This window comes from Aeromonas sp. sif2416 (assembly GCF_019218665.1).
Taxonomy (GTDB): Bacteria; Pseudomonadota; Gammaproteobacteria; order Enterobacterales; family Aeromonadaceae; genus Aeromonas; species Aeromonas encheleia.
On record NZ_JAHUXC010000002.1, the window covers coordinates 97,126 to 111,297 of the forward strand.

At 67.0% G+C, this 14,172-nt stretch carries 12 protein-coding genes; 10 read left to right on the plus strand and 2 right to left on the minus strand.

All coding sequences use genetic code 11. The annotated features are described in order from the left end of the window. Positions 1-80: 80 nt before the first annotated feature. Positions 81-716 (plus strand): murein L,D-transpeptidase catalytic domain family protein, encoded by a 636-nt coding sequence (locus KW821_RS03790; RefSeq protein ID WP_218290496.1) that lies wholly within the window; start codon positions 81-83, stop codon positions 714-716. A 60-nt stretch (positions 717-776) separates the two neighbouring features. Here KW821_RS03790 and KW821_RS03795 read toward each other — a convergent pair whose 3' ends face one another. Beyond that, entirely contained in the window at positions 777-1,208 is a 432-nt protein-coding gene (locus KW821_RS03795; protein ID WP_042651705.1) for a universal stress protein, read from the minus strand. Positions 1,209-1,411: 203 nt separating this feature from the next. On the opposite strand from KW821_RS03795, the gene KW821_RS03800 reads away from it, so the two are divergent. Continuing rightward, positions 1,412-2,152 (plus strand): hypothetical protein, encoded by a 741-nt coding sequence (locus KW821_RS03800; protein ID WP_218290497.1) that lies wholly within the window; start codon positions 1,412-1,414, stop codon positions 2,150-2,152. A gap of 278 nt (positions 2,153-2,430) precedes the next feature. On the opposite strand, the gene KW821_RS03805 is transcribed toward KW821_RS03800, so the two are convergent. Next, positions 2,431-2,940 (minus strand): RNA methyltransferase, encoded by a 510-nt coding sequence (locus KW821_RS03805; RefSeq protein ID WP_218290498.1) that lies wholly within the window; start codon positions 2,938-2,940, stop codon positions 2,431-2,433. A 330-nt stretch (positions 2,941-3,270) separates the two neighbouring features. Between KW821_RS03805 and KW821_RS03810 the strand changes: the two genes are divergently transcribed. The 8 genes from KW821_RS03810 to nirD all read left to right on the plus strand — a co-directional run bounded on the left by KW821_RS03810 (position 3,271) and on the right by nirD (position 14,105). Beyond that, a complete protein-coding gene (locus KW821_RS03810; RefSeq protein ID WP_218290499.1) occupies positions 3,271-5,898 on the plus strand; it encodes a molybdopterin-dependent oxidoreductase in 2,628 nt (875 codons plus the stop codon). 22 nt (positions 5,899-5,920) lie between these two features. Next, the gene (cobA, locus tag KW821_RS03815) at positions 5,921-6,679 is read left to right on the plus strand and encodes a uroporphyrinogen-III C-methyltransferase (RefSeq protein ID WP_218290500.1); all 759 of its coding nucleotides are present in this window, start codon (positions 5,921-5,923) and stop codon (positions 6,677-6,679) included. Between the two features lie 126 nt (positions 6,680-6,805). Next, positions 6,806-7,390, plus strand: a complete 585-nt coding sequence (locus KW821_RS03820; protein ID WP_218290501.1) for an ANTAR domain-containing response regulator — start codon at positions 6,806-6,808, stop codon at positions 7,388-7,390. 288 nt (positions 7,391-7,678) lie between these two features. Next, on the plus strand, positions 7,679-9,034 hold the full coding sequence (locus tag KW821_RS03825) for a CmpA/NrtA family ABC transporter substrate-binding protein (RefSeq protein WP_256353312.1): 1,356 nt from the start codon (positions 7,679-7,681) through the stop codon (positions 9,032-9,034). A 14-nt stretch (positions 9,035-9,048) separates the two neighbouring features. Continuing rightward, on the plus strand, positions 9,049-10,008 hold the full coding sequence (locus KW821_RS03830; RefSeq protein ID WP_218290502.1) for an ABC transporter permease: 960 nt from the start codon (positions 9,049-9,051) through the stop codon (positions 10,006-10,008). Positions 10,009-10,174: 166 nt separating this feature from the next. Beyond that, on the plus strand, positions 10,175-10,996 hold the full coding sequence (locus KW821_RS03835) for an ABC transporter ATP-binding protein (RefSeq protein ID WP_042651713.1): 822 nt from the start codon (positions 10,175-10,177) through the stop codon (positions 10,994-10,996). A 143-nt stretch (positions 10,997-11,139) separates the two neighbouring features. After that, on the plus strand, positions 11,140-13,686 hold the full coding sequence (gene nirB, locus KW821_RS03840; RefSeq protein WP_218290810.1) for a nitrite reductase large subunit NirB: 2,547 nt from the start codon (positions 11,140-11,142) through the stop codon (positions 13,684-13,686). Beyond that, positions 13,683-14,105, plus strand: coding sequence for a nitrite reductase small subunit NirD (gene nirD / locus KW821_RS03845; RefSeq protein ID WP_256353314.1), 423 nt, complete (start codon positions 13,683-13,685; stop codon positions 14,103-14,105). Before nirB ends, nirD begins: the two co-directional genes overlap by 4 nt. Positions 14,106-14,172 lie beyond the last annotated feature (67 nt).

Consider the following 14,172-nt stretch of genomic DNA (forward strand, 5'->3'; position numbering starts at 1 on the left):
GGCTTGCATATAACTATCCTGCTAGGTGTGGCGCTATTTTGCCCCCTGGGCTACCAGCAAGAACGGGAGCGACTTCAAGGATGAAGCGAACAAATTGGATGATGCGGCTAGGCGCGCTCTGGCTGAGCCTGCCGCTGCTGCTGGGGGCGCTCTGTTTCAGCGGCGCCGGCCATGCCAGTTGGGACCAGGATCTCTATCGTCAGCTGGGCCTGGCGGGCAAGCTCGACAAGCAGGTGTTTCGCAAGGCCCTGCAGGGCTATCAAGATGTGCGTCACAAGCGCAAGGCCATTCTCACCATCATCGATTACAGCAAACCCTCGACCCAGCGCCGGCTGTTTGTGATCGATGTGAAGCGCCACAAGCTGCTCTACCACACCTGGGTCAGCCACGGTCGCAACTCAGGTGAGCTGGCCGCGCGCCAGTTCTCTAATCAGCTCAATTCCCGGCAGAGTTCCCTCGGGGTCTATCGTACCGCCGAGACCTATCAGGGCAAGCACGGTTACTCGCTGCGCCTCGATGGGCTGAGCCCGGGCAAGAACAGCAATGCCCGCAGGCGCGCCATCGTCGTGCACGGGGCTGACTATGCCAGCCCGCGGCACCTGCTCAAGTTCGACAAACTGGGCCGCAGCTGGGGTTGTCCCGCGCTGCCGAGGGAGCAGTCGCGGGCCATCATCAACATCATCAAGGAGGGAAGCGTCATCTACGCCCATGGCTGAGTTGGCCCCATAGCAAGAAGGCCAGCGAGCGCTGGCCTTCGGATGTCGGTTGGCGCGGGGCTATTTGCGCACCACCAGCACCGGACAGGGGGCGTGACGCACCACGGACTCGGCGACGCTGCCCACCAGCAGGTGGCTGATGCCGGAGCGGCCGTGGCTGCCCATGACCACCAGGTCAACCTTGTCCTCTTTCGCCTGGATGACGATCTCATCGGCGGCACGGCCGAAGCGGACCTCGAAGGTGGCGGGCACGGCCAGATCGGCGATCAGCTCCTTGAGCTGGGTCTTGGCCTGACGTTCCATCTCGTGGGTGATCTCGATGGCCGTCATGTGCAGTATCTTGTAGCTGTCGAAACCGTGCAGCTGATCCACCACATGGACCAGCTTGAGCTCGGCCTGATGGCTCTGGGCCATGAAGACCGCGTAGTCGAGCACGGCCTTGGACATCTCGGAGAAATCGACGGGGCAGAGCAAGGATTTGATGGTAGGCATAAGAAGGCTCTCCTCTGGTTGGGTCACTAATGAATCTTATTGTTCATGATACCCATCAAGGAGGTTATTACCCTCGACCCGCTCGCAAAATCAGGAAAAAGAGGTGATCTGCCAGGATCACTTCCTATGATGTGATAAGGCTTGAACATGCCCTTTGTCTGTGGGCCCCGCTGACAGACCCGCCACCGAGGAAATACAGGTACATGGTTCGTCCGCTGCTGCTTTTGTTGTGCTGCCTGCTGCTCCCCTGGTCCGCCCGGGCCGATGTCATTCATGTCTATTGCGACGACTGGCCCGGCTTCTGCCAGAACGATGGCCGTGGTGTCTATCTGGACATAGTGCGTGCCATCTATGAGCCGGAAGGCTATCGCATCCATCCCCACATAGTGCCCTACAAGCGGGCGCTGGCGGTGGTCGCGCAGAAGGGGGGCGACATGGCGATGGGGGTCTATCTGGGGGAGGTGCAGGGGGTACACCAGCCGAGTTATCCGGCCTCGGCCGATGATGTGACTGTGCTGATGCTGAAGAAGTGGCTGCCGCTCTGGGCCGGCGAGGTGAGCCTGCAGGGCCAGGATGTGCTCTGGCTGCGGGGCTGGGCCTTTGACAAGTTTATTCCCGTGCCCATGCGCTGGCACGAGATCGACGATCACGCCCTGGCCATGCAGCTCCTGGCGAAGGAGCGCTACCGCTACTATCTGACCGCCGGCGTGCTCTATCCGAAGGGGGAGCTCCCGTCCGACATGAGCAGGATCTTCCTGCGCTGGGTGCCCACCTATCCCATCTTCGCCGACACCGAGCGCGGGCAGCAGCTGCGCCAGCACTGGGATCCCGGCATGAGGCGGCTGCTTGGCGGCGGCACCCTGGCCGAGATCTATCGCAACAACCAGCTCTATGACTACTACCACGCCTTTATCAAGGAGCAGGAGGCGAGGGTAGCCAAGTAGGCAGCAAGGCCAGGCCCATGCATCCCCGCTTGCGTGGTGATATTGACCGCCGGCTTACTCCCCCAGCCCCGCCCTCAGGCGCTTGGCCAGCCGATCGTAGAGGATCACGTTGACCGAGGCGGCCAGGTTCATGCAGCCTTTATGTGTGGTCGCATAGATCGCAGCTTTACTCTGTCAGCCCAGCCCGCAGGCGCTTGGCCAGCCGATCGTAGAGGATCACGTTGACCGAGACGGCCAGGTTTATGCAGCCTTTATGTGTGGTCACATAGATCGCAGCTTTACTCTGTCAGCCCCGCCCGCAGGCGCTTGGCCAGCCGATCGTAGAGGATCACGTTGACCGAGGCGGCCAGGTTCATGCAGCCCTTCGTCGGCACATAGATCACCTCCTTCACCGCCTCATAGCGGGCGGGATCCAGGGTACCGTCCTCCGGGCCGAAGATGTAGAAGGCGCGCTCCGGGTGCACATAGTCCGGCAGCGAGGTGGCCCCCTCGATCAGATCCACCAGCACCGGGGTGCAGCCTTCGGGTACGAAGGCCAGCAGCTCCTCGACCCCGAGCAGCGGGATCTTCTCCACCATCTGCTTGGTGTCGGTGGCGAAGCGGCGCGCCAGCTCGAAGCGGCTGCCGGTGTAGTAGACCTCGTCCGCCCCGTAGCAGCCGGCGGCCCGCATCACGGCCCCTACGTTCTCCGGCGACTTGGGATTGACCAGCCCGATGCAGCAATAAGCGGAATGCTCCGCTGAGGCTGTATCAACGGTGTTCGCGCCGTCGTAATCCGACTCTTTCATCTCTCTCTCCTCTGTGGCGGCCGCATTATACCCCCGGCTCGCACTTTGCCCATGGCCCGTTGCGATGGCCCCGCCGGGCAGGGCCCTGTTTTTGCCTGGCGGGGCCCAACAAGAGGGCAGCTGCACCGTCCCGGCGCAGGCCCGCGTCGGTGGCCGCACTGGCGGGGCGCCTCGCATCTTGGCGCAGGCTTTGCAGTCATCCATCATGACAAGATGATCGAGGCTCAGCCGGACAAAGGCGTCCGTCCCCATTGGGGGGCGGACGCCTTTTTCATGGGCCAGGGCAAGGAAGGCAACCCGCGAGGCTGCCGGGCGACAAGGAGCGAGGGAATGAAGACCACCTGTGCCTATTGTGGAGTGGGCTGCGGCATCCGGCTGAGCCGGGAGGGCGATGAGTGGCAGCTGCAGGGGGATGAACGGCATCCGGCCAACGCGGGCGCCCTCTGCGTCAAGGGGGCCAGCCTGCTGGAGAGTCTGGACTTCCCCGACCGCCTGCTCTATCCGCGCTGGCAGGGGCAGCGCATCGGCTGGGACCAGGCGCTCGATACCCTGGCCGACCGTTTCGCCACTATTTTGGCCGAATCCGGGCCAGCGGCCATCGGCATCTATCTGTCGGGTCAGCTCACTACCGAGGATTACTACGTCGCCAACAAGCTGATGAAGGGCTATCTCGGCAGCGCCAACGTGGATACCAACTCCCGTCTCTGCATGTCATCGGCGGTGGCGGCTCACCAGCGCGCCTTCGGCGAGGATCTGGTGCCCGCCTGCTATGAGGATCTCGAGCTGGCGGATCTGGTGGTGCTCACCGGCGCCAACACCGCCTGGACCCACCCTGTGCTGTTCCGCCGCCTGCAACAGGCGCGGGCGCGGCGGCCCGAGCTCAGGCTGGTGGTGCTGGATCCCCGCCGCACCATGACGGCGGAGCAGGGGGATCTGCACTTGGCGCTCAGGCCCGGCAGCGACGTGGCGCTGTGGAACGGGCTCTGCCGCTATCTGCTCGATAGCGACGGCTGGGACAAGGATTATGTGGCGCAGCATGTGAGCGGATTCGCCGAACTGGCGGCGGCGCTGGACGATCCGGCCTGGCAACTGGAAGCGGTGGCCCAGAGTTGCGACCTGGCGCAGGGAGATCTGCTCGGCTTCTACCGGCTGTTTGCCCGCACCCCGCGCACCGTTACCCTGTTCTGTCAGGGGATCAATCAGTCCAACCAGGGGGTGGACAAAGCCAACGCCATCATCAACGCCCACCTGCTGTGCGGGCGCATCGGCAAGCCGGGGGCGGCGCCCTTCTCCATGACCGGGCAACCGAACGCCATGGGCGGGCGCGAGGTCGGTGGGCTGGCGACCCAGTTGGCGGCCCACATGGGCTTTGGCGAGGCCGAGTGCGACCGGGTGCAGCGCTTCTGGCAGAGCCCGACCATGGTGCGTGGCCCGGGCCACAAGGCGGTGGCACTGTTCGATGCGGTGCACAGGGGAGAGATCCGCGCGCTCTGGGTGCTGGGTACCAATCCGGCGGTCTCCCTGCCCGATGGCAACCGGGTGCGGGAGGCACTGGCCCGCTGCGAACTGCTGGTGGTCTCGGAGGTGACGGGCGATACCGACACGGCGCGGCTGGCCCATCTGTTGCTGCCCGCCGCCGCCTGGGGCGAGAAGAGCGGCACTGTTACCAACTCGGAGCGCACCATCAGCCGCCAGCGCGCCTTTCTGCCCCTGCCGGGGGAGGCCAGACCCGACTGGTGGGCGCTGACCCAGCTGGCCCGCCGGCTCGGCTTTGGCGAGGGCTTTGCCTATGAGCATGAGCACGACATCTTCGGCGAGCACGCGGCCCTGTCGGGCTTCGAGAACGAGGGGGCCCGCCAGTTCGACATCTCGGGGCTGGCCCGCCTCAGCCGCGCCGAGTTCGAGGCGCTGGAGCCCCTGAGCTGGCCGGTCAACGCCGCCTGGCCCAGGGGCCGTGCCCGTCTGTTCGAGGATGGGCGCTTCCCCACCCCGGATGGGCGGGCCCGTCTGTTGCCGCTGGCCCAGCATTTCCCCCCTCAACCAGCGGTCGTCACGGCACCGGTGGGCACAATCCCTTTGCTACTCAACTCGGGCCGTCTGCGGGATCAGTGGCACACCATGACCCGCACCGGCCACGTGCCCCGCCTGCAGGAGGCGGAGCCCTGGCCCAAGCTGCGGGTGGGGGCCGCCAGCCTGCTGGCGCTCGGGCTGGCCGAGGGGGATCTGGTGCGCATCTACAACGGGCTTGGCGAGGCGCGGCTGCTGATCGGAGTGGACGAGGGGTTGCGGGAGGGGGAGGCCTTCCTGCCCATGCACTGGACCGACAGCCAGTGCAGCCAGGGGGCGGTCAACCGCCTCATCGCCGCCGTAGTGGATCCCCTCTCGGGCCAGCCCATGTTCAAGCAGGGACGGGTGATGGCCGAGCCGCAGCCGACCCACTGGCAGGGGCTCTGGCTGGGTCAGCAGCCCTGGGGGGAGGCGGTGGACTGGTGGGCCAAGCGCCCCTTGCCCCAGGGTAACTGCACCCTGCTGGCCTCCTGGTCAGAGAGTCCGGCGGCGCTGTGGCAGCGGCTGGGGACGACGGGGCGCTGGCTGCGGCTGCCACTCGCACAGGGCTGGCTCGCGGTGGCGCTGGTGCAGGATCGCATCGACGGCATCCTGCTGGTGGGGGAGCGGCGCCCTGACATCAAGGTCGAGCTGCTGGCCAGCCTGCTCGGCACGCCGCTGCAGGCGGGGGCCCTGAGCCAGACCCTGAGCGCGGCCCTGGCCGGGGAGAGCCGGCTGGTCTGCTCCTGCCTGCGGGTGTCGGAGGGGCGCATCGTCGACGCCATCACCCGGCAGGGGGTGAGCGAGCTGGCGGGGCTGCAGGCCTTGCTCGGCTGTGGCAGCAACTGCGGCACCTGTCTGCCAGAGATAGACAAGCTGTTGATTAAACATGTTTTTATCGCCTCCGCTTAAGACGGGGCACAAGGAGTGTGAGATGAGCCATGTCAGTCTGGTAGGGGCCGGTCCAGGCCCGTTCGAATTGTTGACCCTGCGCGCCCTGCAACGGCTGGAGGCGGCGGAGGTGGTGATCTATGACCGGCTGGTGGGGAGCGAGATCCTGGCCCGCATTCCCCAGGGGGCGGCCCGTTTCGACGTGGGCAAGCGCTGCGGCGAGCCTAGCCCGAGCCAGGCGCAGATCAACGCCCTGTTGCTGGCGCTGGCCCGCACCGGCAAGCGGGTGGTGCGGCTCAAGGGCGGGGATCCCCTGGTGTTTGGCCGGGGCGGGGAGGAGGCGCTGTACCTGGCCCGCCACGGCATCGAGGCCGAGCTGGTGCCCGGCATCACGGCGGCGCTGGGTTGCGCCGCCAGCAGCCTGATCCCCCTGACCCACCGGGGATTGGCGCGCTCCCTGACCCTGGTGACGGGTCATCTGATGGACGAGCGCGACTACCAGGGCTGGCAGGGGCTGACCCGGGCCGGCCACACCCTGGTGTTCTACATGGGGCTGGAGCGGGCGGCCCGGATCCGGCAGGGGCTGCTGGCGGCCGGCGCCTCGCCGGATCTGCCGGTGGCGCTGGTGGTGGCCGGCTGCAGCCCGCAGCAGCGGGTGCATGAGACCCGGCTGGCTGCGCTGGAGGAGGCGGCGCTGGCGCTGCTCGGCCAGAGTCCCGTGCTGATGATCATGGGGGAGGTGGTGAGTCTGCGCACCGAGCTGAACGCCCTGCTGACCCAGGCGCTGGATCGGGTGGCCTGAGCCGCCGTCTCGGCCCCTACCCCCACTACCTCCAGATGGATAAAAAGGAGGTAGATTCAAACAGTTGGCCTTCATGTTGCCTGATTGGCGGCAGACAAGTTGCGATAGCCGTTGGCAAGGAGCGCCATGACCACCCTTCCCCCCGGGGGCCCTGCCGGCCCCCCCTCCCGCCTGCTGATCCACGCCGACGAGCCGGGTCAGGCCAACCGCCTGGCCCTGTTGGTCAGCCACTACGGCCATCGGCCGCAGATCCTGGACAGCCGCCAGCTGTTGACCCCGGACGGGCAGGGGGATGCCCTGCTCATCAGCAGTCGCCAGTTCGGCGCCGAGGTGCGGCTCGGCCTCTCCCTCTGGCCCGGGCTGCCGCGCCTGCTGTTCTGCGAGCGGCTCGGCGCCGAGCCCCAGATCGCCCTGTTGCAGCAGGGGGTGCTGCTGGTGCCGCATCCGTGCGGCGAGCGGGAGCCGGTCGAGCAGTGGCTGCGGCTGGCCCGCAGTCAGCTGGCCATGGTGCAGGCGCTGGCGCAAACCGAAGCCGAGCTGCGCCAGAAGCTGGAGGAGAGGCGGCTGGTCGAGCAGGCCAAGGGGCGGCTGATGCGCCATCAGGGGCTGGACGAGGAGCAGGCCTACCGGCTGATGCGCAGCACCGCCATGAGCCGCCACCTGAGCCTGGGGGAGCTGGCGCGGCAGTTGCTGCTGGCCCTGCCGGTGTGATGCCCCCGCGGAGCAACCGTTTTGGTGCAGTTGCGCCTTATTGAGGCAAATGAGGGTGCAGATGGGGAAGAAAGAGGCGGGACAGGCCCGTTTTCAGTGGCCTGGCCAAGCTGGCATGGAAAGTGAATTACCCAGCAGACAAGGAGTGACGGCGCCAACCGGCCCGTCACTCGCAACAGGGCAAAGAGGCCTCACCGATCCCGGATCGGTGAGGCTTTTTTTTGGTCGCGACCCTGCAACGGCGCAGAGGGATGACCGCCCATGACTGGATCTGAGCGAGGAAGGCGAATGAACAAGAGACAAGGATGTGCGGCCCTGTTGCTGGCGATGTTGTCGCTGCCGGCGCTGGCGGTGGGGGCCCCCGAGCAGGAGGAGCTCAAGCTCGGCTTCATCAAGCTGACCGACATGGCGCCGCTGGCGGTGGCCTATGAGCGCGGCTACTTCGAGGACGAGGGGCTCTACGTCACCCTGGAGGCGCAGGCGAACTGGAAGGTGCTGCTGGATCGGGTGATCGACGGCGAGCTGGACGGCGCCCAGATGCTGGCCGGTCAGCCCCTGGCCGCCCACATCGGCATCGGCACTCAGGCCGAGCTGGTGACGGCCTTCGCCATGGATCTCAACGGCAACGGCATCACTGTCGCCAACCCGGTGTGGGCCGCCATGCAGCCCCATCTGCCCAAGGTGGTGGCGGGTCAGGTGCCGGCGCCGGTGAGCGCGGCGGCGCTCAAACCCGTGGTGGCCCAATACCGGCAGGCGGGCAAGCCCTTCAACATGGGGATGGTGTTTCCCGTCTCCCCCCACAACTACGAGCTCAGATACTGGCTGGCGGCCGGCGGGCTCCACCCCGGCTTCTATGCCCCCGATCAGGGTGACAGCTCGGGCCAGCGTCAGGCGGAGGTGCTGCTGTCGGTCACGCCACCACCGCAGATGCCCGCCACCCTGGAGGCGGGGACCATAGCCGGCTACAGCGTGGGGGAGCCCTGGAACCAGCAGGCGGTCGCCAGGGGCATAGGGGTGCCCGTCATCACCGATTACGAGATCTGGCGCAACAACCCGGAGAAGGTATTCGGCGTCACCCGCCAGTGGGCCGAGCGCCATCCCAACACCCACATCCGGCTGGTGAAGGCACTGCTGCGGGCGGCCTGGTGGCTGGATGCCGAGCAGAACGGCAACAGGCGCGAGGCGGCAAAATTGCTGGCGAGGCCGGAATACGTGGGGGCCGACGAGGCGGTGATCGCCGGCTCCATGACCGGCACCTTCGAATACGCCAAGGGGGACAGGCGCAGCCTGCCGGACTTCAACGTCTTCTTCCGCCATCAGGCAACTTACCCCTTCTACTCCGATGCCATCTGGTACCTGACCCAGATGCGGCGCTGGGGCCAGATCCCGCAGGGGAAACCGGATGCCTGGTTCGAGCAGGTCGCCAGGGCCGTCTATCGACCCGAGGTCTACCGCCAGGCGGCCGAGGCGCTCATCGCCGAGGGCAAGTTAAAGGCGAGTGACTTCCCCGATTTTGCCAGCGAGCAGGGTTATCGCGGTCCCCAGGATGGCTTCATCGACGGCTTGATCTACGACGGGCGTCATCCCAACGCCTACCTGCAACAGTTTGCCATCGGCCTCAAGGGCGATGAGCGGGTGCAATGAACAAGGAGCGAGCGATGAAACGACACAAGTGGCCACTCATCAATTGGAAAGCCGTCAACTGGAAAACCATGGTGCAGCCCCTGCTCGGCGTGCTGCTGTTCCTCGGCCTCTGGCAGTGGGGGGCGAGCCAGGTGCAGACCAGCCTGGGCACCCTGCCGGGGCCGGTGGCGACCCTGACCCAGCTCTGGTCGCTGGGACAGGAGCACCTGGCCGAGCGCGAGAAGGCGGCCGCCTTCCTCGATCGCCAGCAGCTGCGCAACGCCGAGCGGCTGGCACGGGATCCGGCGGCCGAGGTGAAGCTGCGCCCCTATACCGGGCGCCCCACCTTCTTCGATCAGATCGCCACCAGCCTGCTCACAGTGCTGTGCGGCTTCGGGCTGGCCAGCCTGATCGCCATCCCGTGCGGCCTGCTGCTCGGCATGAACCAGGGGCTCTATCGCGCCGCCAACCCGGTGATCCAGCTGCTCAAGCCGGTGTCGCCGCTGGCCTGGCTGCCCCTCATCACCCTGGTGGTGAGCGCGCTCTACGCCAGCCCAGCGCCCTGGCTCGCCAAGTCCTTCGTCACCTCGGCGCTGACGGTGACCCTCTGCTCCCTCTGGCCGACCCTGATCAACACCGCGGTCGGGGTGGCGGGGCTGGACAGCGACCTGCACAACGTCAGCCGGGTGTTGCGGCTCTCCTTCTGGACCCATGTGCGCCGCATCGTGCTGCCCGGCGCCCTGCCCATGATCTTCACCGGGCTGCGGCTCTCCCTCGGGGTGGCCTGGATGGTGCTTATCGCGGCCGAGATGCTGGCCCAGAACCCGGGGCTCGGCAAGTTCGTGTGGGACGAGTTCCAGAGCGGCGGCTCGGCCTCCCTGGCCCGCATCATGGTGGCCGTGGTCACCATAGGCCTCATCGGCTGCGCCCTGGACAGGGGCATGCTGGCCCTGCAGCAGTGGCTCTCCTGGGATAAGCGGCAGGCGTTGCGTTAGGGCCGCGTCGGCAACAGAGGGAGAGCCGGGCCTGGCGGCAGTGGTTCTGCTTCAGGGCAAGCGGCAGGCGTTGCGTTAGGGACTTGTGCAGCAGTGGTCCCGCTTCAGGACCAGCGCCAGGTGCCGCGTTAACAACAGAATCCATATTCAGGCAGGAGAACCGCCAATGAAAAGTTATCTGCAGATCAGCGATGTCGGCGTTTCGTTCGAGACGGAGCAGGGCCGCTTCGAGGCGCTCAGCCGGGTCAACCTGCGCATCGAACAGGGGGAGTTCGTCTCCCTCATCGGTCACTCCGGCTGTGGCAAGAGCACAGTGCTCAACCTGGTGGCCGGGCTGCTGGATCCCACCACCGGAGGCATCATCCTGGACGGGCGCGAGGTGGTGGGGCCTGGGCCGGAGCGGGCCATGGTGTTCCAGAACCATGCGCTGCTGCCCTGGCTCAGCGTCCAGCAGAACGTGGCGCTGGCCGCCCGGCAGGTGGAGCCGGATCGGCGAGCGGTGGCGGAGCGGGTCGATTACTACCTGTCGCTGGTGCAGATGGATCACGCCAGCCAGAAGATGCCCCACGAGCTGTCGGGGGGCATGAAGCAGCGGGTCGGCATCGCCCGCGCGTTGTCGCTCTCCCCCAAGGTGCTGCTGATGGACGAGCCGTTCGGTGCCCTCGACGCCCTGACCCGGGCCCATCTGCAGGATGCGCTGATGGCCATCCAGGCCGAGCTCGGCAACACCGTCATCATGATCACCCACGACGTGGACGAGGCGGTGCTGCTCTCCGATCGCATCTGCATGATGACCAATGGCCCCGCCGCCACCGTCGGGGAGATCCTGACCGTAGACCTGCCAAGGCCCAGAGACAGGGTCGCCCTGGCGGACGACCCCCAGTATCACAGGCTGCGCCAGCAGGTGCTGCGCTTCCTCTACGAGAAGCAGCGCAAGGTGACCCCGCTCAAGGCGGCCGAGCAGGTGCGCAGCAAGCTGCGGGCCTGAACCCCCAGAATTCAAGGAAGAGAGATATGGCTAACAAAGAGAGATTGCAGGTGGTGGGCAAGGGCCTGGACTTGATCGATCACCAGGTCGTCGGATCCCCCGAGAGGGTTGAGAAGCAACGTCTGCTGGTGATCGGCAACGGTATGGATGATGAGCTGGACCACCACTTCGTCGAATCGCCCGAGAGGGGCGAGAAACAACGTCTGCTGGTGGTCGGCAACGGCATGGTGGGCCACCACTTCGTCGAGCAGCTGGCGGCGGCTGGCGGCCTGGCGCGGTACGAGGTGACGGTGTTCGGGGCCGAGCCGGACTCCGCCTATGACAGGGTGCACCTGTCCGAGGTGTTTGGCGGCAAGGCGCCACAGGCGCTGCAGCTGGCGGATCCCGCCTGGTATGAGGCGCAGGGCATAGCGCTGCGGCTGGGAGCCGAGGTGGAGGCGCTGGACAGAGATGCCCGCACCCTGACCCTGGCCGATGGCGAGCGCTTCCCCTACGACCGGCTGGTGCTGGCGACCGGCTCGGTGCCCTTCGTGCCGCCCATCCCCGGCCATCGGCGTGAGGGCTGCTTCGTCTACCGCACCCTGGGGGATCTCGCCGCCATCCGCGATGCCTGCGCCCAGGCGCGCAGCGGCGTGGTGATCGGCGGCGGCCTGCTCGGGCTGGAGGCCGCCAATGCGCTGCGTCTGCTCGGCCTCAAGACCCAGGTAGTGGAGTTCGCCCCGCGGCTGATGCCGGTGCAGCTCGACGAGAGCGGCGGCGCCGTGCTGCGGGACAAGATCCGGGCGCTCGGGGTCGAGGTGCTGGTGGAGCGGGCCACCGAGTGCATCGAGGATGGAGAGCGGGCCCGCCACCGGCTGCGCTTCAAGGATGGCAGCCACCTGGAGACGGACGTGATCCTGTTCTCGGCGGGGATCCGCCCCGCCGACGGCCTGGCGCGCCAGGCCGGGCTGACCCTGGGCGAGCGCGGCGGCATCTGCATCGACGAGGGTTGCCACAGCTCGGATCCCGCCATCCTGGCCATCGGCGAGTGTGCGCTCTGGCAGAACCGCATCTTCGGCCTGGTGGCCCCCGGCTACCAGATGGCGCGCGCCGCCGTGGCCAGCCTGTGCGGCGGCGAGGCGCGCTTCAAAGGGGCGGACATGTCCACCAAGCTCAAGCTGATGGGGGTGGACGTGGGCTCCATCGGCGACGCTCACGCCAGCACCGCCGGCGCCCAGGAGTTGCTGCTGCTGGACAGGGTCAACGGCGTCTACAAGAAGCTGGTAACCGACGGCGAGGGGAGCCGGCTGCTCGGCGCCATCCTGGTGGGGGACGGGGCCGACTACGAGCGACTGCTGCAGTACTACCAGAACGGTGTGGTGCTGCCCCAGCCGCCGCTCTCCCTGCTGGTGGGGGAGGCGGGCGGGGCGGCCGCGCCCCTGGTGTTGCCGGACAGCGCCATCCTCTGCTCCTGCCACAACGTCAGCAAGGGGGCCGTGGTGGCCGCGGTCAAGGCGGGCAATCACGAGCTGGGGGCGGTCAAGGGCTGCACCAAGGCGGGCACCGGCTGCGGCGGCTGCGGCAACCTGCTCAAGCAGGTGGTGGAGCAGACCCTGGCGGAGATCGGGGTCGAGGCGGACAAGGGGTTGTGCGAGCACTTCGCCCACAGCCGCCAGGAGCTCTATCACCTGGCCAGGGTCGGCGAGCTGAAGAGCTTCGAGGCGCTGCGTGACAAGCACGGCCATGGCCTTGGCTGCGACATCTGCCGGCCGACGGTCGCCTCCATACTGGCGTCCCTCTGGAACGAGCACGTACTGGAGAAGCCGCTGCGTGGCCTGCAAGACAGCAATGATACCTTCCTCGCCAACCTGCAAAAGGACGGCACCTACTCGGTGGTGCCACGCATCCCGGGGGGCGAGATCACCCCGCAGGGGCTCATCACCATAGGGGAGGTGGCGCGCAAGTACGGGCTCTACACCAAGATCACTGGCGGCCAGCGTATCGACCTGTTCGGTGCCCGGGTCGATCAGCTGCCCGCCATCTGGGGCGAGCTGGTGGCGGCGGGTTTCGAGACCGGACAGGCCTATGGCAAGTCGGTGCGCACCGTGAAGTCCTGCGTCGGCTCGACCTGGTGTCGCTACGGGGTGCAGGACTCCATGAGCCTGACCCAGACCCTGGAGAACCGTTACAAGGGGCTGCGGGCGCCCCACAAGCTGAAGTTCGCGGTCTCCGGCTGCACCCGGGAGTGCGCCGAGGCCCAGAGCAAGGACATAGGCGTCATCGCCACCGAGCGCGGCTGGAACCTCTATGTGTGCGGCAACGGCGGCATGCGGCCGCGCCACGCCGATCTGTTCGCCATCGACCTCGATGAGCAGACCCTGATCCGCTACATAGACCGGCTGCTGATGTTCTACGTGCGCACCGGCGATCGGCTGCAGCGCACCTCGGTCTGGATGGAGGGCATGGAGGGGGGGCTCGACTACCTCAAGTCGGTCATCATCGAGGATCGGCTCGGCATAGGCGCCGAGCTGGAGGCCATGATGGGCGAGATCGTCGGCAGCTGGCAGTGCGAGTGGAAGAGCACCCTGGCGGATCCGGACAAGCTGAGGCTGTTCGAGGCCTTCGTCAACCAGCCGGAGGGGAGCACGCCTCCCCGCCGGGAGGAGCGGGGCCAGCGGGTGCCGGCAATCAGTATCAAGGAGCTGATATGAGCGAGGGGATGGAAGCCTTGTTAGATCCCGAACAGGGTGGGCAACTGCGAGGTGTGGCCATGAATGAGCTCGGGGAAGACAGGTTGCACAGTGAACATGGCCAGTGGCTGCGGGTGTGCGCGCTCTCGGCCCTGCCGGAGCAGGGGGGCCGCAGTGCCTGGCTGGGGGGGCGGGCGCTGGCGCTGTTTCGCCTCGGTGAGCGGGTCTATGCGCTGGATGACGTGGATCCGCGGGCCGGGGTGGCGGTGCTGGGGCGCGGCCTGGTGGGGGATTGCGGCGGCGAGCCCGTGGTGGCCTCGCCGCTCTACAAGCAGCGTTATGCCCTGGCCGATGGTCGCTGTCTGGACGACCCTGCGCTGAAGGTGGCCTGCTGGCCGGTGATGCAGAGTGAGGGGGCGGTCTGGGTGCTGCTGAGCTGATCGGTGCCGGATCCTGCCATGGAGGATCACCGGGCCAGGCCCGGTGATTTTTTGTGTGCGACCCGAC

What these genes read in the sequence shown, in the direction of transcription:
- KW821_RS03820 (WP_218290501.1), top strand. Translation starts at nt 6,806, where the DNA reads ATGACCACCCTTCCCCCCGGGGGCCCTGCCGGCCCCCCCTCCCGCCTG.
- nirD (WP_256353314.1), top strand. Translation starts at nt 13,683, where the DNA reads ATGAGCGAGGGGATGGAAGCCTTGTTAGATCCCGAACAGGGTGGGCAA.
- KW821_RS03805 (WP_218290498.1), bottom strand. Translation starts at nt 2,940, where the DNA reads ATGAAAGAGTCGGATTACGACGGCGCGAACACCGTTGATACAGCCTCA.
- nirB (WP_218290810.1), top strand. Translation starts at nt 11,140, where the DNA reads ATGGATGATGAGCTGGACCACCACTTCGTCGAATCGCCCGAGAGGGGC.
- KW821_RS03810 (WP_218290499.1), top strand. Translation starts at nt 3,271, where the DNA reads ATGAAGACCACCTGTGCCTATTGTGGAGTGGGCTGCGGCATCCGGCTG.
- KW821_RS03830 (WP_218290502.1), top strand. Translation starts at nt 9,049, where the DNA reads ATGAAACGACACAAGTGGCCACTCATCAATTGGAAAGCCGTCAACTGG.
- KW821_RS03835 (WP_042651713.1), top strand. Translation starts at nt 10,175, where the DNA reads ATGAAAAGTTATCTGCAGATCAGCGATGTCGGCGTTTCGTTCGAGACG.
- cobA (WP_218290500.1), top strand. Translation starts at nt 5,921, where the DNA reads ATGAGCCATGTCAGTCTGGTAGGGGCCGGTCCAGGCCCGTTCGAATTG.
- KW821_RS03800 (WP_218290497.1), top strand. Translation starts at nt 1,412, where the DNA reads ATGGTTCGTCCGCTGCTGCTTTTGTTGTGCTGCCTGCTGCTCCCCTGG.
- KW821_RS03825 (WP_256353312.1), top strand. Translation starts at nt 7,679, where the DNA reads ATGAACAAGAGACAAGGATGTGCGGCCCTGTTGCTGGCGATGTTGTCG.
- KW821_RS03790 (WP_218290496.1), top strand. Translation starts at nt 81, where the DNA reads ATGAAGCGAACAAATTGGATGATGCGGCTAGGCGCGCTCTGGCTGAGC.
- KW821_RS03795 (WP_042651705.1), bottom strand. Translation starts at nt 1,208, where the DNA reads ATGCCTACCATCAAATCCTTGCTCTGCCCCGTCGATTTCTCCGAGATG.